The organism is Ruegeria sp. HKCCA4812 (genome assembly GCF_013034245.1).
GTDB lineage: Bacteria > Pseudomonadota > Alphaproteobacteria > Rhodobacterales > Rhodobacteraceae > Ruegeria.
Genome location: NZ_WQFQ01000001.1, coordinates 1,448,456 through 1,471,100, shown reverse-complemented (window position 1 = coordinate 1,471,100; position 22,645 = coordinate 1,448,456). Strand labels below are relative to the sequence as shown.

20 protein-coding genes are annotated in these 22,645 nt (G+C 59.2%); 4 read left to right on the top strand and 16 right to left on the bottom strand.

The genetic code is table 11. The annotated features are described in order from the left end of the window. Positions 1–41: 41 nt before the first annotated feature. Together GOW04_RS21890 and GOW04_RS21885 are read right to left on the bottom strand one after the other, a co-directional pair. Complete coding sequence (locus GOW04_RS21890) at positions 42–767, bottom strand: sulfotransferase (protein ID WP_254430069.1); 726 nt, start codon at positions 765–767, stop codon at positions 42–44. A 195-nt stretch (positions 768–962) separates the two neighbouring features. Beyond that, the gene (locus tag GOW04_RS21885) at positions 963–1,646 is read right to left on the bottom strand and encodes a lipopolysaccharide assembly protein LapB (protein ID WP_254430068.1); all 684 of its coding nucleotides are present in this window, start codon (positions 1,644–1,646) and stop codon (positions 963–965) included. Between the two features lie 103 nt (positions 1,647–1,749). Here GOW04_RS21885 and GOW04_RS07215 point away from each other — a divergent pair, with 103 nt between their 5' ends. Together GOW04_RS07215 and mnmH are read left to right on the top strand one after the other, a co-directional pair. After that, on the top strand, positions 1,750–2,415 hold the full coding sequence (locus GOW04_RS07215; protein ID WP_171231984.1) for an SOS response-associated peptidase: 666 nt from the start codon (positions 1,750–1,752) through the stop codon (positions 2,413–2,415). Between the two features lie 47 nt (positions 2,416–2,462). Beyond that, on the top strand, positions 2,463–3,515 hold the full coding sequence (gene mnmH, locus GOW04_RS07210) for a tRNA 2-selenouridine(34) synthase MnmH (protein ID WP_171231983.1): 1,053 nt from the start codon (positions 2,463–2,465) through the stop codon (positions 3,513–3,515). Here the strand turns inward: mnmH and selD are convergent. The 7 genes from selD to GOW04_RS07175 are packed head-to-tail and all read right to left on the bottom strand — an operon-like array spanning position 3,506 to position 11,595. Continuing rightward, positions 3,506–5,665, bottom strand: coding sequence for a selenide, water dikinase SelD (selD, locus tag GOW04_RS07205; protein ID WP_171231982.1), 2,160 nt, complete (start codon positions 5,663–5,665; stop codon positions 3,506–3,508). The two genes, mnmH and selD, sit on opposite strands and share 10 nt — an antisense overlap. Before the next feature lie 5 nt (positions 5,666–5,670). Further along, positions 5,671–6,057 (bottom strand): Na+/H+ antiporter subunit G, encoded by a 387-nt coding sequence (locus GOW04_RS07200; protein WP_152457438.1) that lies wholly within the window; start codon positions 6,055–6,057, stop codon positions 5,671–5,673. Between the two features lie 7 nt (positions 6,058–6,064). Further along, positions 6,065–6,334, bottom strand: coding sequence for a K+/H+ antiporter subunit F (locus GOW04_RS07195; RefSeq protein ID WP_152457439.1), 270 nt, complete (start codon positions 6,332–6,334; stop codon positions 6,065–6,067). Then, positions 6,331–6,828: a Na+/H+ antiporter subunit E gene (locus GOW04_RS07190; RefSeq protein ID WP_171231981.1), complete on the bottom strand. Its 498-nt coding sequence runs from the start codon at positions 6,826–6,828 to the stop codon at positions 6,331–6,333. The genes GOW04_RS07195 and GOW04_RS07190 overlap by 4 nt, the downstream gene beginning before the upstream one ends. Then, positions 6,828–8,369 carry a monovalent cation/H+ antiporter subunit D gene (locus GOW04_RS07185; RefSeq protein ID WP_171231980.1) on the bottom strand — a complete coding sequence of 514 codons (1,542 nt, stop codon included), beginning with the start codon at positions 8,367–8,369 and terminating at the stop codon, positions 6,828–6,830. The genes GOW04_RS07190 and GOW04_RS07185 overlap by 1 nt, the downstream gene beginning before the upstream one ends. After that, on the bottom strand, positions 8,366–8,725 hold the full coding sequence (locus tag GOW04_RS07180) for a Na+/H+ antiporter subunit C (protein WP_152457442.1): 360 nt from the start codon (positions 8,723–8,725) through the stop codon (positions 8,366–8,368). The genes GOW04_RS07185 and GOW04_RS07180 overlap by 4 nt, the downstream gene beginning before the upstream one ends. Continuing rightward, complete coding sequence (locus tag GOW04_RS07175) at positions 8,725–11,595, bottom strand: monovalent cation/H+ antiporter subunit A (protein WP_171231979.1); 2,871 nt, start codon at positions 11,593–11,595, stop codon at positions 8,725–8,727. Before GOW04_RS07175 ends, GOW04_RS07180 begins: the two co-directional genes overlap by 1 nt. 257 nt (positions 11,596–11,852) lie before the next feature. Between GOW04_RS07175 and GOW04_RS07170 the strand changes: the two genes are divergently transcribed. Together GOW04_RS07170 and GOW04_RS07165 are read left to right on the top strand one after the other, a co-directional pair. Then, positions 11,853–12,293 carry a rhodanese-like domain-containing protein gene (locus GOW04_RS07170; RefSeq protein ID WP_171232053.1) on the top strand — a complete coding sequence of 147 codons (441 nt, stop codon included), beginning with the start codon at positions 11,853–11,855 and terminating at the stop codon, positions 12,291–12,293. Then, positions 12,290–13,114 (top strand): PHB depolymerase family esterase, encoded by an 825-nt coding sequence (locus GOW04_RS07165; RefSeq protein WP_171231978.1) that lies wholly within the window; start codon positions 12,290–12,292, stop codon positions 13,112–13,114. Before GOW04_RS07170 ends, GOW04_RS07165 begins: the two co-directional genes overlap by 4 nt. Here the strand turns inward: GOW04_RS07165 and mdoH are convergent, their stop codons facing one another. The 7 genes from mdoH to GOW04_RS07130 all read right to left on the bottom strand — a co-directional run bounded on the left by mdoH (position 13,115) and on the right by GOW04_RS07130 (position 22,602). Further along, positions 13,115–14,986, bottom strand: coding sequence for a glucans biosynthesis glucosyltransferase MdoH (mdoH, locus tag GOW04_RS07160; RefSeq protein WP_171231977.1), 1,872 nt, complete (start codon positions 14,984–14,986; stop codon positions 13,115–13,117). Further along, positions 14,983–16,482 carry a glucan biosynthesis protein gene (locus tag GOW04_RS07155; RefSeq protein WP_152457446.1) on the bottom strand — a complete coding sequence of 500 codons (1,500 nt, stop codon included), beginning with the start codon at positions 16,480–16,482 and terminating at the stop codon, positions 14,983–14,985. The genes mdoH and GOW04_RS07155 overlap by 4 nt, the downstream gene beginning before the upstream one ends. Next, entirely contained in the window at positions 16,479–17,696 is a 1,218-nt protein-coding gene (locus GOW04_RS07150; RefSeq protein WP_171231976.1) for an OpgC family protein, read from the bottom strand. The genes GOW04_RS07155 and GOW04_RS07150 overlap by 4 nt, the downstream gene beginning before the upstream one ends. 28 nt (positions 17,697–17,724) lie before the next feature. Continuing rightward, positions 17,725–19,095, bottom strand: coding sequence for a tetratricopeptide repeat protein (locus GOW04_RS07145; protein WP_171231975.1), 1,371 nt, complete (start codon positions 19,093–19,095; stop codon positions 17,725–17,727). A 179-nt stretch (positions 19,096–19,274) separates the two neighbouring features. Further along, the gene (locus tag GOW04_RS07140) at positions 19,275–20,459 is read right to left on the bottom strand and encodes a CaiB/BaiF CoA-transferase family protein (RefSeq protein WP_171231974.1); all 1,185 of its coding nucleotides are present in this window, start codon (positions 20,457–20,459) and stop codon (positions 19,275–19,277) included. Next, positions 20,446–22,065 (bottom strand): thiamine pyrophosphate-binding protein, encoded by a 1,620-nt coding sequence (locus tag GOW04_RS07135; protein WP_171231973.1) that lies wholly within the window; start codon positions 22,063–22,065, stop codon positions 20,446–20,448. The genes GOW04_RS07140 and GOW04_RS07135 overlap by 14 nt, the downstream gene beginning before the upstream one ends. Before the next feature lie 78 nt (positions 22,066–22,143). Further along, complete coding sequence (locus GOW04_RS07130) at positions 22,144–22,602, bottom strand: DUF302 domain-containing protein (protein WP_171231972.1); 459 nt, start codon at positions 22,600–22,602, stop codon at positions 22,144–22,146. Between the last annotated feature and the right edge of the window lie 43 nt (positions 22,603–22,645).

The window sequence follows — 22,645 nt, the reverse complement described above, 5'->3', positions numbered from 1 at the left end:
AAAGCCGCGTCATCATGATGCGGCTTTTCTGCTTCTGCGGATCAACTGAAATCGTATTCCGGCCAAAGTTCCGGGTCAAAGCCATCCAGCATCGGTTTGATCTGATCCGCGACCTCGCGCCAGCGCCCGATTGACTTGGTCGAGATCTTGTTGCGCACCTGATCCACGCTGGCCGTACGCACCTGTCTGGTGTTCTTTTCGGGGTGTACCATGGATTGGCACCACTCAATACCGCAAAACTCGGCAACGCGCTGGCTGTGGGTCAGGGGGTCCGCCACCAGATCTTCATAGGACAGTGTCAGAATGCGGTTTCCGAACAGCTTATCCCAATGGGACATGTAACGGCGATACAGATTTGCGGTATGCGCGATCGCTTCAAGATTGGATGTGTCGTTCATGCCGTCTGCTAGGAACCGCTGGATCCATTTTGACAAACCGACATCGCGTGGATCCCGCAGCATGTTGATGATCCGGGCATTCGGGAAGGCTGCAAGAATGAAGCCGACATTTTGATAGTTGTGCGGCATCTTGTCGACAAAGGCGATTGAATCCGTCGGAATCCCAGGCATCTGGTCCAGGTAGCTTTGGGCAATCGCCTTCGCGGCTTCTGAATCGAGCGACGTGCCGGACGTATAAAACTTGGCGGAAAGGTCGGTCATCAGCATCAGCTCGCCGCAACCGGCGACACCGGGCGCAGAGCTCAGCATCATCTCCATCAAAGTGGTTCCGGATTGCGGCTGACCGATAACAAAAATTGGTACCGGCATACTGTTTTGCTCTGCACTGACCCGAGGCGACCCTTGAGGGAACAGGTCCAGAATATCGGATATTTTGTTCTCTTCAGCTTCGGGGTCGTAGGGCAGGATTCACTGTTGGATTGCGTTTGCCTTTGCAAATTGCGGCAACGCCCTGGCCAAGCCTTCGCTTTTTTCGATCAGATGTGCTTTGGCAAACTCGAGCTCTTACAGAGGTTGATCTGTCTGAGCGATGGCCTCGTTCAACGCAGGGATCATCTGCGGCACGTTTTCCGGTGCGATCAATATTGCGGATTGCAACAGGGCATTCGGGTTGTGGGGATCGGTTTCCAGGATATTATTCAGAACATTGATCGCTTGGGCTCTGTCACCGGTCTGGTGCAGATTGATGGTCATTTGCAATGCAATCGTTGTGTTCTTTGGTGCCAACTCGTACGCGCGTTGGATATCCCGCGTGCTTTCCTCGACAAAACCGATGCTTTGGTAGGCGCGGGCACGCTTTGAAAGCAATTCCGCGTTGTCCGGATCTGACGCCAGTTTGTGTGTGGTGAACTGGATGATGGATCGCCAGTTTTCCCCTTGGCGCTGTATTTCGTCGATAACTCTGGTGAGTTCCCGATTGTTTGGAAATCTTTCAATCTTTTTCTCTGCGTAGGTCAATGCCTGCACAATTTGCCCTGTTTGCATCAAGGCGTTAGCCAGATTCTCGGCAAATTGCGGATCATCGGGCTTCATCCTCGAGGCTTCAACAAAATACGGAATGGATTTCCTGTACTGCTTCATCTCGGTCAAAACGAAACCGGCGAGGGCTTGGTAGTCAGAGTCCTTTGGGAATTTCTTGATACCCAGCTGGGCCTTTTTCAGCGCCTGTGGCAGCTTGCCCGCATCCAAAAGGGCCATTGCTTTGCTCTTGAGGGATTGCGTTATTTGGTTTTCCATATGACCCCGTAAGATCCTGCGCCAGTATCAATGTAGTATCGGTGGTTCATTACCCATGTGCGGACGGTTTGCAATAACTCTTCCCAATGACGCGATGGCGCAGCTGTTCTCCGCGCGTCCGGCAAACGCGTTGCCGACAGCACCGAATTTCAATGTTTGTCCGACAAATCAGGTGCATGTGGTTCGGGGTGGGGACTCAGGTCGGCGTCTGGATGCGCTGCGCTGGGGGTTCCTGCCACATTGGTACAAGACGGAAACCGCCGGGCCTTTGCTGATCAACGCCCGCGCCGAGACTTTGGCGGAAAAGCCTGCCTTTCGCGATGCCTGCCGGTCGCGTCGCTGTCTGATTGTCGCAACGGGATTCTACGAATGGACCAAGACGGACGAGGGAACGCGCTTGCCATGGTACATCCATCGTAGGGACGGCGCCCCCATTACCTTTGCGGGGATCTGGCAGGATTGGGGGGTGGATGAAAACCGTCAGGGCACCTGTGCCATCGTGACGACGGCGGCCAACGAAAACCTTGGCACCATCCATCATCGGATGCCCCTGATCCTCGAACCCGAACATTGGTCATTGTGGCTGGGAGAAGCGGGAAAAGGCGCTGCTCGTTTGATGCAGCCGGGGGCAGAGGATGTGCTGACGTTTCATCGCGTTGATCCAGTCGTGAACTCGAACCGCGCAAGCGGACCTGATCTGGTCAAGCCTTTGCACGAGTGAGGGCGTGCGGCCTTTTCTTTGCAGACGCGGCAAGCTAGACCATCGGCATGGACCTGACCTTTCCTGATCTGACACAACTTTATGCGCATGGTTTTGACACGGTCATCGATGTGCGCAGCCCGGCAGAGTTCGCTGAAGACCATCTGCCAGGTGCGATCAACCTGCCGGTTCTGAACAACGAGGAACGCGCCCGTGTCGGAACCATGTATGTACAGGAAAGCCCGTTTCTGGCGCGTAAACTCGGGGCCGCTCTGGTATTCCGCAATGCGGCCAACCACATCGAGCAACATCTAAGCCACCACGAAGGCAGCTGGCGCCCTCTGGTCTATTGCTGGCGTGGCGGACAGCGTTCGGGGTCGTTTACATGGATGCTGCAACAAATCGGCTGGCGCGCGGATGTGATCGAGGGCGGCTATCGCACCTACCGCAGGCTGGTGAATGCGTATTTGTACGATGATCCCTTGCCGCATCGGTTGGTGGCGCTGGATGGCTATACCGGAACGGCCAAGACAGAATTGCTGGCACGTTTGCAGTCACGCGGGGTGCAGGTTCTTGACCTCGAAGCACTAGCCAATCACCGAGGGTCTCTGCTGGGGGAAAGACCGGGCGGCCAGCCCAGCCAGAAAGCTTTTGAATCGGCCCTGGCAGGGGCGCTTTGTGCGATGGATACGGCGCGCCCGGTCGTCATCGAAGCGGAATCGTCCAAGATCGGCAGCCTGATACTGCCGCCCAGCCTGTGGAACGCTTTGTGCGCAGCCCCACGGGTGAACATCACGGCTCCGCTCGAGGCGCGCGCTGCCTATCTCGTTCAGGCCTATGACGACATCCTGTCTGACAGTGACCGTTTGAGGGACCGTTTGTCGCCGCTGCGCTTTCATCGCGGGCACGAGGTCGTGGATGGTTGGATGCAGTTGATCGAAGCAGGTCAAAAACAGGTGCTGACCCAGGCCCTGATGGAGCAGCATTACGACCCGGCATACGCAAAGTCGCGGCGATCCCGTTCCGTCAAGGTTCTGGCCGATATTGAGATCGCCCTTCTGAACGATGCCGGCCTGAGCGAGGCGGCCGCCCGGATCGAAACCCTGCTGGATCAGTCCTGAAGGCGCAGTCCCGGTGCATCGGTGAGCTCGCCGATTGCCATAGCCGGATATCCAGCGTTCCTGAGGTCATTCAGGACGGTATCGGCGTCCGCTGCCGCCACCGCGGCCAGCAGGCCGCCTGCTGTCTGCGGGTCGAATATCAGGGCGGCTTTGCCCTCGGCGGGCAGGGCAGGTGCTATTGCCCTGTTGTCTGCAAAAAGGGTTGATCGAACGCCCCGATCCGTCAGTTCCTGCGCGCCATCCATCACCTCCACGGCACCCAGATCCATCATGGCCCCGCATCCGGAAGCGTCGCAGATACCTTGCAGATGTCCGGCCAGACCAAATCCGGTCACGTCGGTCATCGCATGGGCCCCGGCCAATATGCGGGCCGCCTTACCCTGCGGCTGCGCCATATGCCGGTAGGCTGCGGCGACCCAGGCACCGTTGGCCTGGCCTGCCATCTCGGCCGCCATAAGAACGCCGCTTCCTATGGGTTTGGTCAGGATCAGACAGTCGCTCGGTTGCCCGCCGGCCAGCGTAATCGGGTCGGCGTCGCACAGGCCGGTCAGTGTGAAACCGATTGTCATCTCGTCACCCATGGAACTGTGCCCGCCCACGATATCGGCACCGGCGTCCCGCATGACGTCTCCTGCGATCGACATGATTTCCGACATGGTACGGCGTTGCAGGGCAGCAGACATGCGCGGAAGGATGATCGTTGCCGTGGCAGCCTGAGGCGTGGCCCCCATGGCCCACACATCCCCCAGGGCATGTACAGCGGCGATGCGCGCCATAAGTGCGGGATCATTGGTAAAAGCCCGCAGGTGATCTGATGTCATGACCTGCCGAACCCCGCCCGTCTGAAGCAGAGCCGCGTCGTCGCCGGGCAGGGGGATGATATCCGGGCGAACGGGACCGGGCTGCGATTTCAGCGCCACCTGCAATGCTCCGCGCCCGACCTTGGCACCGCATCCGCCACACATCGGTTTTTCGCCCAGCACCTCGACAAGCCCGGCGGCATGTGCACGCGGCAGCGCGGGGGGCTTCATCTGCGGCAGGTCCCGGAACTTGTTCATGAAAATCCGGTCGATGTGGTTCTTCCATTTCCACATCATCGCTCCGCTGTGGGACAACCCCAAACGCTCGCCCAGCGCTGATTTGCCGCCTAGCGAAATCAGCTTCAGGTAATCTTTCTGCGGGACGTACTTGCGCATCCGTCCAGCCCCCAGCGCCGCGCGCAGATTGTCGAACAGAACCGGTGCTTCGCGCACTGCATATACACCGGCTTTGGGTCTGGGATTGTCCGTCAGATGGGCGCAATCACCGGCGGCAAAAACCACGGGATCGCTGGATTGCAGGTAGCTGTTTACCCGGATGAAGCCATCCTCAAGGTCCAGCCCGGTCTTTTCGATCCAGCCATAGGGGCGGGCTCCGGCCGCCCCTGTCACGAAACCAGCCGGGATCTTGCGCCCGTCCTGCAATGCGACGTGATCCGAAGCGATCCGGCTGATCGCGGCGTTTTCGATCACCTCTACACCAAGATCCTGCATCGCACGGCGGATCGTCTCTGCTGCTTTGGGTCTGGTGGCCGTCAGGGCAAAGGCATTGTCGATCAGCGCAACCTGCGCTGACCGACCCTTGGCCCTGAGCGCGTGAGCCATCGCCATGACCAGTTCAACCCCGGCGATTCCACCGCCGATCACGACGACCGAGGCAGGGCCGCTGCCCGCCAGATAAGCAGCCCATTCTGCCGCGAATGGCCCCAATGGTTTGGCCGGTACGGCATGTTCCGCAAAGCCGGGCATTGCGGGCATGTCCGAAGTGATCCCGACATTGACCGATGCCACATCGAAACCCACCGGTGGACACCCGGGAACATGGATTTCCTGACGATCGGTATCGATTCCATCGACCGCGCCCAGAATGACGCGCGCGCCTGCGAAGCGGGCCAGTCGGACCAGATCGATGTCCAGCTCCCACCGGTCATAATGCCCGGCGACATAGCCTGGCAGCATTCCGGAATACGGGGCCGTCGGGCCGGGATTTATCACGGTCACACGCGCCCCGGGCAACGGGTCCATCCCCCATTTGCGCAGCAGCAGCGCGTGGGTGTGACCTCCACCTACAAGAACCAGATCGCGGGTCAGGGGCAGCGGAGGAATATGCATAGGTTTCAATTCGCGCTATGATCCGGAACGTCCTCGACCTGCTCGACGGCGTGGGTGGCCCAAAGTTCATCCTCGCCGGCATCCGGCAGGTCTTCGGGTTTTTCATGCCGGTGTATGTGCCACTTTGCAATGAACAGGGCCGTGATCGGAGCGGTCAGGAACAGGAACAGAGTGATCAGCAGCTCGTGCAGGGACAGCTTTCCTTCCAGAAGAACAGAATGCACTATCGAAGCCAGAAGCACGCCGCCCACCCCCAAGGTCGTTGCCTTGGTCGGGGCGTGCAGGCGGGACATCGGGTCTTTCAGCTTGATCATGCCAAAAGACCCGACAAAGCCGAAGATACCCGAGACGATCAGGAAAAAGGCGATCAGCAGTTCCACGATGAATGTCATCCCGCCCTCATTCGATAATGTTGCCGCGCAACATGAAGCGCGCGTAGGCCACGGTGGAAACAAAACCGAGCATGGCAATGATCATGGCGGCCTCGAAAAAGATCTCGGTCCCCTGATCCAACCCATATAGGATCATCAGGGCGATGGTGTTGATTACCATAGTGTCCAAGGCCAGAACCCGGGTGCCGACCCCGTCAGCGGTTATGATACGCCACAGACACATCATGATCGCCGCACCGAAACAGGCAAATGCAAAATAAATCGCGTAGTCGATCATTCGAAAATCTCCTTCAGGCGACGTTCATAGCGCTGTTTGATCTGGTCCCGCACGACCTCGGGGTCGGGGGCATCAAGACAGTGCACCAGCAGATTATGCCCCTGAGCTGACAAATCACAACTGACGGTGCCCGGAGTCATCGTGATGGTGCCCGCAAGAACCGTGATCGCTTCGGGTGTGCGCAGTTCAAGCGGGACGCAGATCCAATTGGGCTGGCGGTTGTCATTGCGTTTGAACAGGATGATCCGGGCCACCGTCACGTTCGCAACCACGATATCCCAAAGCACCACCAGCATATATTCCACAACCATTGGCCAGTTGCGAAGCTTGGGACGATCCGGCCAGTAGGGTTGTGTTACGAACGGAATGATGATCCCGAGGATCAGACCAAAGATCAAAGAGTTCAGCGAAGGCTTGTTCGCCAGCAGAATCCAGACAAGCGTCAGCAAAATCGTCAGGTGGGGGTGCGGGAAAATTCGGCGCAGCAGTTTCATCACTCTTCCCTTCCCAAGACGGCAGAGATGTAGTTTTCAGGCGTAAACAACTGCTCTGCGGTTTTGCTCGTGTACTCAAGGGCCGGACCTGCGAACAGGGTCAGAAGGACCAGACCTGCCACGGCCCCGAACACAGCCGTAAAAGCAAGGCCGGGTTGCGGTTCGGGGGCGGCGGCAGACGCGTTTTCGCCTTCGGCGGTTTCATCGGTTGTGACAACCTCAGCGTCGTAGCTTTTCCAAAAAATCAGCGTCCCGGCACGGGCCAGCCCGACGATGGTGACGAATGATCCAATCAGGATAACGGCCCAGACCGAGGTGGCATCGGATGCATCACGCGAAGCGTCCAGAACCAAAAGCTTGCCAACAAAGCCGGACAACGGCGGCATTCCAGCCATCGCGATGGCGCCGACAAAGAACAGGGCAGCAATCAACCCGCTTTGCGGCATCGGCGGCTTGGGGGCTATGGCCCCTCCCTGCCGTTCCATGATCAGGTCAGCAATGAGGAACAGCAACGCGGTCGCAAGTGTCGAATGGAACACGTAATAAAGGGCGGCTGCCGTCGCGCCGGGCGTGAACTGCGAAATCGCGATCAGCAAAGTACCCATGGACGCGATGGCGCAAAAGGCAACCATGCGGGCAATATGCTGCGATCCCAGAATGCCGATGGCACCGACGGCAAGCGTCAGCAGCGCCGCGGGTTGCAACCAATCGCCAACCAGACCCTGTGTGACTTCGACGTCGGGACCGAAGGCCAGAGTGTACATTCGCAGGATCGAATAGGCCCCTACCTTGGTCATGATTGCAAACAGGGCCGCAACAGGCAGCGGGGCGTTGGCATAGCTGGCGGGCAGCCAGAAGTGCAGGGGCAGAACGGCAGCCTTGATGCAGAAGACCAGCAGCAACAGCACCGCACCAACCCGCAGCAATGCGGTATCTTCGGCTGGGATCTCTGCAACGCGCAGGGCGATGTCCGCCATGTTCAGCGTACCAGTCACGCCATAGATCGTGCCAAGGGCAAACAGAAACAGAGTCGACCCCAACAGGTTGTACGCCACATATTGCACACCCGCTTTCAACCGCACCGCGCCACCGCCATGAGTCATAAGGCCGTAAGACGCGATCAACAGCACCTCGAAGAACACGAAAAGGTTGAAGGCGTCGCCGGTCAGGAAGGCGCCGCAGACGCCCATGAGCTGGAAATGAAACAGCGCGTGGAAATGCTTGCCCCGGTCATCCCAGCCCGAGGCGATGGCATAAAGCACGATCGGCAGGGCCAGCAGGGCGGTCAGCAGAACCATCATTGCGGACATGCGATCCAGCACCATGACGATGCCAAAGGGGGCGGGCCAGTCGCCAAGCTCGTACACCTGAATGACCCCGCCCGAGGCCTGAGCCGTGATTGTAAGCGCAATCCCAAGCAAAGCCACGACGCCCGCGACCGAGAAGATGCGTTGCAGGTCCAGATGGTATCGCAGGACCATGATGATGAATGGGGCCAGAATCGCGGGCAGGACGATCGGCGCAACGATCCAGTGGTTCATGCGTCATCTCCCGGCGCGTCAACACTGTCCTGGGCGGTCATGTCGATATGGTCATTCTTGGCGGACAGGTATGCGCTGAGCGAGATCATCACGATCACGGCGGTCATCCCGAACGAGATCACGATGGCCGTCAGGACCAGCGCCTGTGGCAGTGGGTCGGTATAGGGGACGTCCTCGTACTTGTTCAGAACCGCTGGTGCGTTCAGCGCCAGTCGTCCGGTCGCGAACAGGAAGACGTTCACCGCGTATGTGATCAGAGACAGGCCCAGAATGACCGGAAACGTCCGACGGCGCAGGATCAGGAAGATCCCGGCAGCGGTCATGATACCGACGGCAGAGGCTACGAGCGCTTCCATCAGGCCTGCTCCTTCTCTTGTTCTTCTTCCGGAGGGTTGTCTCGCAGCGGGTTGATATCCATCGGGAATTCCTGTGCCATCCCCGGTTGCCACGCAAAGCGGGACAGGCTGTCCAATGCCAGCATGACCGCACCCAGAACCGCCAGGAATACGCCTGTATCAAACAGCATGGCGGTGGCCCATTCGAATTCCTCCAGCGGAGGCCAGTTGATGTAGCCGAAATCGCTGGTCAGGAAGGGGCGCTCATTGAACCAAGCACCCAACCCGGTTGCCGCGGCGATCAGAACGCCCCAGCCGATGGTGCCGTGGTAATAGAATCTTTGCCGCTCGATGGCCCAGGTATAGCCGCTGGCCATGTATTGCATCAGATAGGCGATGGCGACGATCAGGCCGGCGATAAAGCCGCCACCGGGCTGGTTGTGCCCGCGGAAAAAGATGTAAGCCCCGACCATCAGTGCGATCGGCATCATGACACGGGTGACCACAACCATCATCAGCGGATGCGAATCCCCGGATTGCGGCCAATGCGGTTTGCGGTTCAGCAGATAGCTGCGGACATTTGTACCGAGAACGGATTCCGTCAGCGCAAAGATGATCAGTGCGGCAATGCCCAGAACGATGATCTCGCCAAAGGTATCAAAACCCCGGAAGTCGACAAGGATCACGTTGACCACATTGGTGCCGCCGCCGCCTTTGTAGGAATTGGCCAGATGGAACTCTGAAATCGTCGGGAACGCGAAATCGCGCATCATCATCGCGTAGATCAACGCACCGGTGCCAAGGCCCGCGACCACGGAAATCGCCGCGTCCCGCCAGCGCCGTGCCGCCGAACTGTCCCAGGGCGTTTCGGTCGGCAGGAAGTTCAGCGACAGCAACAAAAGGATCATTGTCACCACTTCGACCGAGATCTGCGTCAAGGCAAGATCGGGGGCCGAGAGATAGTTGAAGGCAACCGAAACGATCAGGCCGACGACACCGATCAATACCAGTGACAAAAGACGATTCCGGTGGAACCACATAATGCCCAGCGTCGCACCCACAAGACAGATCCAGCCAAGGATAGGAATGATCTGAGCCGGCAGCGGAACGCGGGTTTCTATGCCGATGGTTCCGGTCGAATACGCGTAATAACCCAGGCCAACGGTAAAGGCGACGAAGATGATTGCATAGCGGCTAAGGACCCCGTTGTGCAACTCATCCGTGATCCATCGGCTCAACCTGGTCAGCGCTTCTATGATTGCTTCAAAGATCTGCTTGGCTTCGGGGCGGGGCAGAGCGTTCCAGATCTGCTCACCTCGTCTGTGCAACGCCAGCAGGAATAGACCACCCAGCGTGGCCACGACCGACATGTAAAGGGCCGGTGTGAAGCCATGCCAGAGTTTCAGCGAGTAATACGGAAGCTTCTCGCCGCCAATCACCGCGCTGGACACCACTGCGACCAATGGGCCGACAATGGCCGCGGAATAGAGGCCGATCAGGATGACAAGTACGACCAGGAACGCGGGCGCAATCCACAACCCAACGGGCGGATCATGCGGATGTGCCGGATAATCTTCCCGCTGTGGTCCAAGAAAGACGTGGCTGACGAAGCGGAAGGAATAAGCGGCCGAGAACAACGCAGCCAAAAGCGCCAGCCCCGGCACCAGGTAATGAGAGTGCAGCCATGTGGTGTGCACGGTTTCTTCAAGCATCATCTCTTTGGACAGGAAACCGTTCAGAGGCGGCAGCCCGGCCATCGAGAGGGCGGCAATCGTGCCGATTGTGAAGGTGATCGGCATCAGGTGGCGCAAGCCACCCAGTCTTTTGATATCGCGCGTGCCTGTTTCGTGATCCACGATCCCGGCGGTCATGAACAAGGCGGCTTTGAACGTTGCGTGGTTGATGATGTGGAACACGGCAGCGACGGCGGCAATTTTTGTGCCAAAGCCCAGCAGCATGGTGATGAGGCCAAGATGCGAAACGGTCGAAAACGCCAGCAGCGCCTTAAGGTCGTCCTTGAACAACGCGATAGACGCGCCAATCAGCATGGTGATCAGCCCCGTCGTGGCGACGATGTAGAACCACGCATCCGTGCCGGCCAGAACCGGCCACATCCGTGCCATCAGAAACAGGCCCGCTTTCACCATTGTGGCAGAGTGCAGATAGGCCGAAACCGGTGTTGGCGCGGCCATGGCGTGCGGTAGCCAGAAATGAAACGGGAACTGCGCCGACTTGGTAAAACAGCCCAGCAGGATAAGGATCAGCGCAGGCATGTAGTAGGGTGAAGCCTGGATCAGTTCTTTGTTCCGCAAAATGACGCTGAGGTCGTAGGAGCCCACGATATTGCCGAGGATCAGCATCCCGGCAATCATCGCCAAGCCGCCAGAGCCAGTGACAGCCAAGGCCATGCGCGCGCCCTGACGACCTTCGGGAAGGTGCTTCCAATAGCCGATCAGCAGGAATGAGCTGAGCGATGTAAGTTCCCAGAAAATAAGCAGAAGCAGGATATTGTCGGACAGGACAATCCCGACCATCGCGCCCTGAAACAGCAAAAGATAGGTAAAGAACTGCCCCATCGGGTCTTCGCGCGACAGATAGAACCTTGCATAAAGGATGATCAGCAACCCTATGCCCAGGATCAGCAACGCGAACAAAAAGCCCAATCCGTCCAGCATGAAATTTGCGTTCAGACCCAGCCCCGGTATCCAATCGAACCGGGCGGTCACCACCTCTCCGCGCATCACTGACGGGATATGAATCAACAAGCCCATCAGGGCCAGGAATGTGGTCAACCCGGCGGCGGAGGCGGCTGCGTTCCGGCCTGCCCGGATCAGCAGGGCGGGAAAAACAGCGCCAAGGAAGGGAAGGGCCGCGATAAGGAATAGGGACAAGTGCGATACTCCGATCTGGGCGGTCAGTGTGAAGCCAATTTTGTAAGGATATTTTCCCGACTGTCCAGATATTGTAACTTTTTTACAGAGTCCTAATGGCCCGGTCAGGAATTCTGCCACGTTGCGAAAAAATGACGCGATCTTGATGCGGGCCGGGGTTTTTCAACGCCCCCGTTTCAGACCATCTGTGATAGAACAAATCTCAGCGAACAGGAGGCTGAATCTTGGCCGAGAAAGTGAACCGAGCCCGAAGATGGATGTTGATCGGCGCATGCGCGGCGATTGCAGGCGGGTTTGCGATCAGGGAATACCGTTTGATCCCCGAAGACCACGGCGGCGGCCGGATAACGGTTGCCCAGGCCCATGAGCAGGCTTCGAAGGGAAACGTTCTGTTGATCGATATCCGCACGCCGCGTGAATGGCGCGCATCGGGCATAGGCGAAGGTGCCGTGCCGCTGGACATGCGGCGCGAGGATTTTGTCAAAGCACTGACAGAATTGGCTGGCGGCGATCCGGCGACCCCGGTGGCCTTGATTTGCGCGCGCGGCGTGCGCTCGGCACGCCTGAGCAACCGCCTGATCGAAGCTGGATTCACCAATGTGATCGACGTGCCCGAAGGTATGTTGGGTTCGGCCGCAGGGCCGGGATGGGTTCGGGCCGGATTGCCGGTGCGCAAATATGATGAGGATGCAGGATGATCCGGGAATTCAGTCTGGCGTTGGCCTTGGCAGTGACCGGGCAAATCGCTTTCGCGGGGTGTGCCGGACAAGAGGATACCTGTGAGATTCCCATGGGCGCCTATCACATCGAACTGCCCGACGCGGACAATGCGCCCATGGTGGTGTTCCTGCATGGGTATGGCGGCAGCGGGTCGGGCACGATGCGCAATCGCGGGATGGTCGAGCCGCTGCTGGAGCGCGGCTATGCGGTGATGGCCCCTGAGGGGTTGGAAAGGCCCGACCGGGGCGGCACCAAAAGCTGGAATTTCTATCCCGGTTTTGGTGAGCGGGACGAAACCGCCTTTCTGACCGAAGCGGTGCAAGACGCGGCACGGCGGTTTGGCATCGACACTGACCGTGTCCTGCTGGGCGGGTTTTCCGCCGGAGCCTTCATGGTCAACTATCTGGCGTGCGAGAGCCCCGATACGTTTTCGGCCTATGTCCCGGTGTCCGGTGGTTTCTGGCGCCCGCACCCTGAAACCTGCAATGGTCCGATCCGTATGTTCCATACGCATGGCTGGACCGACAATGTGGTGCCGCTGGAAGGGCGTGTGCTGGGCGGAGGACGCTTTCAGCAGGGAGATATCTATGCGGGTCTCGAAATCTGGCGCGATGCGAACGGTTGTGTCGATCACAAACCGACCGGGTTCAGCACGACGGGGGATTTCATGCGCCGCCGCTGGACCACATGTGCCGAAGGCAGCGCGCTGGAATTTGCTCTCTTTCCCGGAGGGCACACCGTTCCCGCGGGCTGGGCCGATATGATAGTCGATTGGTACGAAGGGCTTCCCGGCAGTTGATCACTCGGCCGGGGTCATGTTGCCTTTGCCTTCGACCAGTCGCTTCAGTTCATCGCGATAGCGGCGTGCTGACCGGGTAATGGCGGGTTCGCTGAAGTCTTCCCGCATTCCGACCATCTTGCGCGCGGCACCTGCCGAGACACCGCTGAGCGCTGACAACGGGATAGCCAGCGCCAGACTGATTGCGATCGGGGCCAGCCAGATCGACACCAGACCGGACAGGATACCGACACTCAGCGCCACTCCAATGACGGTTTCAAGCGCATGGCACAGGATCAGCGTTCGCAGACCATAGGTGCCACCGTCGCGGGCCTGAGGCGACCAGCCGCGCTGAATGCCGAAAGCCGTACGGAATACAGCGATCATCTGTTGCACCATCAGGATCGGAGCGTAAAGGATTGACAGCAGAACCTCGGCCAGGAAAGAGACAAGGAATTTGCGCCCGCCACCGAAATCCGCGTAGCGTACACCGCTCAACGGCAGGGCTAGAACGCCCAGAACCTTGGGGGCCAACAGCATCGCGTACATGACCAGAATGATCAGGACGTGACGGGTTTCCGACATCTCGGGCCATTGCGGGAACAGAGGATTGTCGGGGCTGAAATAATGCAGGACAGAGGCATCCTGACCCTGACCGATCAGCGCCCACATCAACAATAGCGCAAACCACAACGGGGACATCAGATAGCCGACCGCGCCGTGGAACATGTGGAATCGCGATACGGCACGGAATCCGGAAGAACCCAGCAATTTCAGGTGTTGCAGGTTGCCCTGACACCAGCGGCGGTCCCGCATGGCGTGATCGATGAGGGTCGGCGGTGTTTCTTCATATGACCCGCGAATACGCGGCAGAAATCGCACGGCCCATCCGGCGCGGCGCAGCAGGCCGGCCTCGACGAAATCGTGGCTCATGATCAGCTTGTCCTGACCGCTGAACGAACGCAGCTTGGGCAGGCCGGCGCTGGTGGCAAAGGCCTTGGTGCGGATAATCGCGTTATGGCCCCAATAGTTGCCTTCTTGCCCGCACCAACGGGCCAGACCTTCGGCAAAGGCGATGCCATAGACACCATTTGCAAATTGCTGCATCCGGGCAAAGACCGACTGTGCGCCGATCAGCTGCGGATAACTTTGAATCAAGCCCGCACCCGGATCGCATGCCAGTGCATCGGTCAGGCGATGGATCGCGCGCCCGGTCATCAGGCTGTCGGCATCCAGCACCAGCATGGCATCCCAATCCGCGCCCCAACGGCTGACCCAGTCGGCGATGTTGCCGACTTTGCGGTCGGTATTCCGTTCGCGGCGGCGATAATACAGCTCGAGCCCGGGTGCCAGCGTGGTGCGCAGTGCTTCGACGCTGGCCTGTTCCTGCGCCGCAATCTCGGGATCGCGCGTGTCCGACAGAATGAACATGGCATAGTGGTGTTTGCCGCCGCGCGCCTGAAGATCCTCCAGCATGGTGCGGGCATTGCCCAACACGTTCCAGGGGACTTCGTTGTAGACCGGGGTCAGCAGGGCCACCCGCAGGGGTTGCGCCGCGGTCCGGCGCTCGGGGCGTTCCTGTTTCGCCAGCGACACCATGCCCAGCAAAACGGTGCAGACGGTGAAGGAAATCCAGAAGAAGTTGAACGAAATCAAAGCCAAAAGGATGGCTTCGACCACGTTTATGCCTTCCGCGCCGAACCAGTCGCACATGACCCACAGCAACGCCAGAGTGGCGGCCATGGCAGGCGAAAAGGCCAGCGCGCGCCAGAATCCGGCAGTTGATTTGTGCTGACTGGAAGGCGCATCGGCATCCCGGAACCGTGCGCCAAAATTCTGCGCCGGCATCGCCAGAGGGGCCTCGGGCGGCATGATATGCAGATCGCGGCTCATGCGGTCCAACGGTACAGCCAGACTTCCGAGGCGGGCTGTTTGTCTTTCAACAATTGCGCGCGCAACTCGACATGGTTGCGTTCGCCGGGCTGGAATGAAAACGCCAGGCGTGGACCACCGGTATCCGGGTTGCGCTGCAAGACGCCTTCCGAAGTTTCCGCATGTGGCGAATCCACAAAGACAGTGATTGCGCCCAGGTCCTCGAACAGCTCGCTGTCTTCAAAATCGATGACGGCCAGCCGGCCTTCGCCAAAGGTGTTTTCGCCCATCGCGGTGTTGATCACGCGCGGCATCGGTGTGCGCTGGGGTTCTTCCCCCCAGATCAGGCGATAGGACAGATCAACCTGACTGCCTGCCGCATAGGGTTCAGCGGGCCTCCAATAGGCGACGATGTTGTCATAGATTTCCTGATCTGCCGGGATCTCGACCAGCGTGACCGAGCCTTTGCCCCAGTCTTCCTGGGGCTCGACCCACAGGCCCGGGCGCTTGTGGTAATTGGCCTCGAGATCGGCATAGTCCGAAAACTCTCGTTTGCGCTGCATCAGACCAAACCCGCGCGGGTTTGTATCGACGAAGGATGAAACCTGCAATCGGGTCGGATTGGCCAACGGACGCCACAGGACCTCGCCCGCGCCATTGCGGATCATCAACCCGTCGCTGTCGTGCACAGCAGGGCGGAAATCGTCGAACCGGCTGTGGTTGGTCTGGTCGAACAGGAACATCGAAGTTCCCGGTGCGATACCCACATGGGGCAGGTCTTCTCGCGGGAACAGCGTTGCCTCGATATCCATGATGCAATCCGCGCCCGCCGTGACGTTGAAACGATAGGCGCCGGTCACGCTGGGGCTGTCCAACAATGCGTGCACGACCATGTTGCGTTGGCCCGGTTCGGGACGCTCCAGCCAGAAACGGATGAATTCGGGGAATTCCTCGCCATCCGGGTCGCCCGTTTTCAACGCCAGACCCCGTGCGGACAGTCCGTAAACCTCGTGCAGGCCAATGGCGCGGAAATAGCTGGCCCCCTGCCAGACGCAGAATTCATCTGTCTTGCCGGGGCGGTGCATTTCAGTGCGCAGGCGCAGGCCCGAGAAGCCCAGCGTGTCATCGATCGGCAGTTGCGGCACGTCTTCGGACTTGTCGAACATATCCAGATCGAAGGCGACCGGCTTGGTCATGCCGTTCTCGACCGTTTCCACCTTGACGGTGCGCGGGAAATACAGGCCGGGGGTGAAGAAATCCACGTTGAAGGGCGTCTCGGTTTCATACCACAGCGCCCGGTCAAGCCGGAACCGGATGGAACGGTATTGCTGATAGGTCAGGTCCTGCCATTCCTGCGGTACCATCTCGCGTTCCACATAGGGGCGGCTGGCCAGATCGCGGGCCATTTCGATCACATAGTCGCGGTCAAAAGGCGTCTCACCGCCCGTCGCATAGGCGGATGGAGCGAAGGCCAAAGCAGTCGTCGAGACGAGGAATGCGCGACGGGTAAAATTCATTTCTTCGACTTCCAGGGTTGTGACTTGAACCAAGCTGCCAGATAGGCAACGCCGATGATCATCGCAAACCCAATCATGTTGGCGACAAAAACAGTGGCGACATCCCGCCCAGCCTGATCCAGCGCGACGCCGATCAGCCGGGCCGCGGCCATCGAAAACACAAAAACGGCAAGGGATTGCTGGCCGACCTTGGTGATAACGGCCAGCAGGAATTGCCAGATACGTGCGCCCACACCATGACCCGTCGCGATCAGGCGGTGGCCGTGTTCGCCCGCTGCAACCCATCCCAGATAGGCCAGCGACAGAAAGTGGACATATCGAAGAAGGCCGAACTCGGTTTTGCCACGCAGCTCTTCGGTCAGGGGCCAGCCCTTGCGGATCACTGCGCCAAGCTCGGGTGCAGCCGTGTTGATCCAGGTGAAGACTTTCCATGACCCGAACGGGGCTGACAAAACGACAAAGGCAATCGCCACCCAGATCAAGGATTTCGACACGGGCGGGGCCGGAATCCAACCGCGCATGAAGGCGAAGCCGGTGAAAAACAGCAATTGCCATCCGAAGGGGTTGAAGAACCACTGGCGCTCGGACCAGGGTTCGGCGGGAAGGGCAAGCGCGCCGGTTTGGGCGATGAACCAGATGGCCACGCAAACTGCCGCCATCAGCCAGGAACTGACGCGGTAGAGCGCCATGTAAAGCGGCATCAGCGCCAGTACGACCAGATACATCGGCAGGATATCGAAGTAGTTCGGCACATAGGTCAGTGTGAAAATCCCGACCAATTGCGGGGCCGGGTCATTGAAGAAATGCTGAAGGTTCAACGACGAGACATAGGTCTTCTCGAACGCGCCGGTCTGATCCAACGCGGCCATTGTCATTGCAACAAAGAAGAACAGGGCAATATGCGCCCAATAGACCTGCCAGATGCGGTAGGCCACTCGGGCGGTGCCCATCCACCATCCCTTGCGCAGAAATGCCCCGCCAAAGGCGATGGCCGAGGCCATGCCCGAACAGAACACGAAAATCTCGGTCGCGTCGGAATAGCCGAAGCGCGCGGGGATCCACTTGGCCCAGGGGTCGTTGGGGATATGGGCGATCAGGATGATGAACATCGCGATGCCGCGATAGAAATCCAGACGCGGGTCACGCGCACTGGCAGGGGCTGCGGCCGGGGCCGCAGCGGGTACAAAATCAGAAGCGGGCGATATGGTCGCCATACGTTTTCTGTCCTTCTTGGTCTTCTTGTTATTCGGCGGGGACGCTTTGGACGTCACCGCTGTCGCGGGCCGCGTCGATCAGGGCGCGACGCGCGATGGCATAATTGTCTTCGCCCCCGGCGCGCTTGGCGCGACGGTCATCCAGAATGCGTTCCACCGCGTCCAGGCGACCAGCGCGCAGGCCGGAATCAATGGTAATGCGTTCAAATACATCACGTTGCGCGTGGCTGCCACCGGCCAGTTGCATGGAATCGCGCGCCGCCAGCAGATGATCAAACGCCGTTCCATAATGGCCGTCACCAAAGGCCTCCAGGCCCATGGCCGCAGCGATACCTGGGTCTGCCATGCGGCGGGTGGCGTCGTCGTCGGCGCGGGCCGCATCCTTGTTCATGCGGTTCAGCATCTTGGCCGTGGCATCGGCGCGATTGTCACCGGTCAGTGCCAGCAGATAGTGCAGATCGGCAAAGATCAGGCAGCCGTCTTCAGTACGCGCTGCACTTATATCAGCCAGCTCTTCCCAGCGATTTCCGACATTCACGCCCTCAAGTTCAAGCCGCATCAGCAGCGAAGTACCGTTCGAGATGTCACGATAATCGTCGGTTTTGTCCTTGCGGATATGGTTGTCATACAGTTCCATCACCTGATCGACCTGACCCAGATCCAGATGCATCAGCGCCTTGTGCCACCACACGTGGTACCGGAAGTTGTTGCAGTGGGCCCAGGCCGCCTCGCGCCCGGCCAGCCAGTCTAGGCCCAGCTGCGCATTGCCCGTCATCTCATGGACATGGGCCACCGCGTGCAGGCCCCAGGCATCATCGGACACCATCCACAGCGCCTGACGGCCCGCGATTTCGGCTTTTTCATAAGCGCCTGTTTCTTCCAGCGCGAAGGAATGACAGCCCAGCAGATAGCCGCGCCCGGGGTGGTCCGGCTCATAAGCGGGCATCACCCGCTCGATCGAGCGGCGCATTCCGTTTGCATCACCCAGAACGAAGCGGGTCGCATGGCTTAGTTTCATCGCCAGAGTGTCCTGCGGATGGTCACGCAGAATCGCTTCGAATTTCTGAACCGCCTGTGCCTGTTGTCCGGCCAGATAAAGGGCCAGCGCATCCACGTAGAGACGTTCGCGTTCAGTTGCAGGTTGACGTTCCATCGCCGCGTTGGCAGCAGCCAGCGCTTCGACAGCAACCGCCATCATCTCGCGCCGCCCAAGCAGCGCCATGAACAGACCTTTGACCGCTTGACCCAGCGCGAAGTCGGGCTCGAGTTCCAGCACTTTGCCCAAGTGCTGCGGCGTGACAGCGGCATGAGCCATGAACCCAAGCAGAACACCATTCCACGCTTCGACTGCCGCCGGCTGGGTCAGGGTGTTCATCTGTCCGAAAACGTCTTGTTTCATACTTGGGTCCAATCTGATTGCGATATTTGACACTGTTCGATGTACCAGAGTGTGCGAGAGGGACGTAACAGTATCGACGCTGCTCTCGAATTGGTGAAATGACGTGTGCGAAAAAGATGAAAAAAACCGCCGATTCAAGGGCATGTTTCAGCGACTTGCCGCCTAAATGTGCAAGTATTTCAATCCTCGAACGGGTTTTCGGAGTTCAGAACAGCCTCAGTATCGGCCCCACAGACCGGCGGGGCGTTACGATATGTTACAGGTGTCCGAGACAGGTTCAGAGGATTCCCGATCAGGTTGACCTGACCCGGCTGGGCCTGCATGGCAATCTGCATCTGTCTTGCGGCCACTTGTTCCGTGTTGAACACCTGATCCAGCGTCTGCACCGGGCCGACGGGCACTTTGACAGCCTCCAGACCGGAAATGACGGTCTGGGTGTCCAGCGCCTTCACAGCGGGGCGAAGAATCGAATTCAGTGCGTCACGATGCTCCAATCGGGCCGGGTTGGTCGCGAATCTCGGATCGTCTGCCAGTTCAGGAGCATTGATGAAGTTGCAGAGTTTTCTGAACTGGCCGTCATTTCCAACCGCGAGAATCACGTGCCCATCGGCGGTTTCGTAGACGTCATAAGGGACGATGTTGGGGTGCCCGTTTCCGCGTCTTTGCGGAACGTTGCCTGACGTCAGATAGTTGACGCCTTCATTGATCAGCCAGGCGATCTGAGAATCCACCAGCGCCAGATCGATCTGCTGGCCCTCGCCGGTCAAGTCGCGGTGGCGCAGCGCGGCCAGGATACCCACGGTTGCATACATTCCGCACATCACGTCGGCGATGCCAACACCCACCTTCATGGGCGCGCCGTCGGGGTCGCCGGTCAGCGACATGATCCCGCCATAGCCCTGCGCCATCAGGTCATAGCCAGGCTTGCTGGCATTCGGGCCGGTTTGGCCGTAGCCCGAGATTGAACAGTATACGAGGCTTGGAAACTCTTGCGACAGGGTGGCATAGTCCAGCCCGTATTTGGCCAGCCCGCCCGGTTTGAAGTTCTCGATCAGGATGTCCGCATGTGACGCCAAGCGTCTGATTTCCGCCTGACCCTCGGCCGAGGAGATATCCAGCGCGACGGATTTCTTGTTGCGGTTGGCAGACATGAAATAGGCGCTCAGATCCGAGCGGTCGCCCTCGGCATCGCTCACGTAGGGCGGGCCCCATTGCCGCGTGTCATCGCCCCCGGTTGCCGGGTTTTCGATCTTGATGACGCTTGCGCCCAGATCGCCCAGAAGCTGTGTGCATGTTGGGCCTGCCAGGATCCGGCTAAGGTCCAGAACCTTGACACCCTTCAACGGGCCATCAGATGCGGTCATCATAGCCTCCACGCTCAACTTCAGCAGCAATCACCGTAAATGTATCAGCCTTTACAGCAGCTTCCAGTGCGGCGAGCAACTCTGCCCTGTTGCGAACCGTATGGCCATTGCCGCCAAAGGCCCGGCCCATGGCGGCAAAATCATGATGGCCGAAATCCACGCCCGTGTTGCGCATCTGTCGCTGGCGTTGTTTCAGCTCGATCAGGGCAAGGCTGGCATCCACGAAGACCAGAAAAATCGGGTTGCCGCCCATTTCAGCCGCTGTCGACAACTCGCCCGCAACCATCAGGAACCCCGCATCCCCCGAGAAGCTGATCACCGGGCGGTCGGGTTCGGCCAGTTTCAGGCCAATGGCCATGGGTAGGGCACATCCCATCGTGCACAACGCCGAGGACTGTATCAGCCCGCGTTCTTCGCTGCACGCCCACATCTGGCTCAGCAGAATGCGGTGTGCACCGCTGTCGGCCGTGGCCAGTGTTTCAGGCGGCAGGACAGCGCGGGTTTCGGCAATGACGGCAGCGGGCCCCCAGCTTTCATCGGTGGGGAAGGCCTTTGCCAGCGCGGCTTTGACCTGCTCGGGTTCGTTGCCCGGCCATGTTTCACGGGCCGGGTTGCCTTTGGCTATTGCCTCCAATGTCTCGCCCGTGTGGGCAACAAGGTTCAATCCAGCCTGATGCATGTAGTGGTCGTTGACCACGGCAGAGATATCGATGACGCGCTTTTCTTCCGGATCCCAGATCTCACGCCAGCCGGGGCGCATTTCGATCGGGTCATATCCCAGGCACAATACCAGATCCGATTGTTCGATCAGAGGCACAAGATGCTTGTCAGCCAGCGGCGACAGCCCCGCGCCGCCCAGACAAAGCGCGTGATCCTCGGGCACGACGCCTTTGGCCTTGTAGGTCGTTACGAAAGGAATGCCAAAATGCTCCAGGAACGCCTGCACGACACTGCGCGAGTCGTCATAGAGGACATCCAGGCCGATGATGGCGATGGGGCGTTCGGCCTCGGCCACCCAGCGGCGGGCCTTCTCAAGGCATTCACCACCGGGGCTGACCGGCGCGACCTTGGCCAGCCGGCGGCGTTTCATGCCGGCTACAGGCGTGTCGGCAACCGAGATCGGGACATCGATATGAACCGGGCCGGGTCGTGGCTGCATGGCCAGTGACACCACCTTGTCGGCAATGATATCCGCGCCTTTGGCTGTCAGCGTATAAGTGCCTTTGGTGATCGAGCGATAAACCCGGCTGTGATCCATGACCTGATGGGTATAGGTCAACGCTTCGTCCGCATCGACGCATCCGGTCAGAACAACCATCGGCACGCGATCCTGCAAAGCGTTCGCCACGACATTGATCCCGTTCATTGCGCCCGGACCCAGAGTGGCGACCAGAATCGCAGGTGCACCGTCGCGATGATGAACGGCCTCGGCCATGAACCCGGCAGAGTTTTCGTGCTTGGTCAGATGAAAGGTGATCCCAGCCTTTTCCAGCGCATCGACCAGCGTCAGGACCTCGCCCCCCGGCATCCCGAATGCGTTTCGGCACCCCGCTTCATAAAGGCGTTGGGCCAGAATATCCGCAGCGCGGGGCGAGGGGTCTTGCATCAGTCATGCTCCGATAAAACCGTTTCAAGCAGATTGCGGAGGACGTTCCCGGACGCAAGGCGGTTCACGCCAGTGTGACTATTTGACTGCGCGTTCAGCGATCGATTGAAACGTCGAGTCAAGTTCGGCCGCAATATCCATCAGGTTCTGCCCACCTTCCGAGACGTAGGGCGCAAAGACGAAACTGGGGGTTTTATACAACAGGTTCGCCGTCCCGTCTTTGTTCTCGGTAACGTAAAACCGGATCGGGGCCTCGATCATCGCGTGGACCGAGGTTTCCAGAACCCGCACGGCGTAGTCATTGTTGAAAGCGCCGATCACGCGATTTCCGGGAATCGATATCCCACGTGCTGCCGCCGCTTTGGTCGGGCCCGCCTGAGTCACGACGATCAGCCCGTTTTCCTTGATCGCGGCTTTGGTTGCGTCAACCAGTTCTGCATACGGTTTCTGGGTTGGGTATACGGCCCAGCCCTCGGGCGCATCCTGAGCCCACAGAGGCAACGCGATCAGGCAGAGCAGGGGAATGAAGGCTTTCATCAACGCGTCTCCGGTATCTTGCTCTGACCTGTGTGCCAGACTT

Coding starts and splice junctions, on each gene's coding strand:
- GOW04_RS21890 (WP_254430069.1), bottom strand. CDS start 767: ATGCCGGTACCAATTTTTGTTATCGGTCAGCCGCAATCCGGAACCACT.
- GOW04_RS07215 (WP_171231984.1), top strand. CDS start 1,750: ATGTGCGGACGGTTTGCAATAACTCTTCCCAATGACGCGATGGCGCAG.
- mnmH (WP_171231983.1), top strand. CDS start 2,463: ATGGACCTGACCTTTCCTGATCTGACACAACTTTATGCGCATGGTTTT.
- selD (WP_171231982.1), bottom strand. CDS start 5,665: ATGCATATTCCTCCGCTGCCCCTGACCCGCGATCTGGTTCTTGTAGGT.
- GOW04_RS07200 (WP_152457438.1), bottom strand. CDS start 6,057: ATGACATTCATCGTGGAACTGCTGATCGCCTTTTTCCTGATCGTCTCG.
- GOW04_RS07195 (WP_152457439.1), bottom strand. CDS start 6,334: ATGATCGACTACGCGATTTATTTTGCATTTGCCTGTTTCGGTGCGGCG.
- GOW04_RS07190 (WP_171231981.1), bottom strand. CDS start 6,828: ATGAAACTGCTGCGCCGAATTTTCCCGCACCCCCACCTGACGATTTTG.
- GOW04_RS07185 (WP_171231980.1), bottom strand. CDS start 8,369: ATGAACCACTGGATCGTTGCGCCGATCGTCCTGCCCGCGATTCTGGCC.
- GOW04_RS07180 (WP_152457442.1), bottom strand. CDS start 8,725: ATGGAAGCGCTCGTAGCCTCTGCCGTCGGTATCATGACCGCTGCCGGG.
- GOW04_RS07170 (WP_171232053.1), top strand. CDS start 11,853: ATGTTGATCGGCGCATGCGCGGCGATTGCAGGCGGGTTTGCGATCAGG.
- GOW04_RS07165 (WP_171231978.1), top strand. CDS start 12,290: ATGATCCGGGAATTCAGTCTGGCGTTGGCCTTGGCAGTGACCGGGCAA.
- mdoH (WP_171231977.1), bottom strand. CDS start 14,986: ATGAGCCGCGATCTGCATATCATGCCGCCCGAGGCCCCTCTGGCGATG.
- GOW04_RS07155 (WP_152457446.1), bottom strand. CDS start 16,482: ATGAATTTTACCCGTCGCGCATTCCTCGTCTCGACGACTGCTTTGGCC.
- GOW04_RS07150 (WP_171231976.1), bottom strand. CDS start 17,696: ATGGCGACCATATCGCCCGCTTCTGATTTTGTACCCGCTGCGGCCCCG.
- GOW04_RS07145 (WP_171231975.1), bottom strand. CDS start 19,095: ATGAAACAAGACGTTTTCGGACAGATGAACACCCTGACCCAGCCGGCG.
- GOW04_RS07140 (WP_171231974.1), bottom strand. CDS start 20,459: ATGACCGCATCTGATGGCCCGTTGAAGGGTGTCAAGGTTCTGGACCTT.
- GOW04_RS07135 (WP_171231973.1), bottom strand. CDS start 22,065: ATGCAAGACCCCTCGCCCCGCGCTGCGGATATTCTGGCCCAACGCCTT.
- GOW04_RS07130 (WP_171231972.1), bottom strand. CDS start 22,602: ATGAAAGCCTTCATTCCCCTGCTCTGCCTGATCGCGTTGCCTCTGTGG.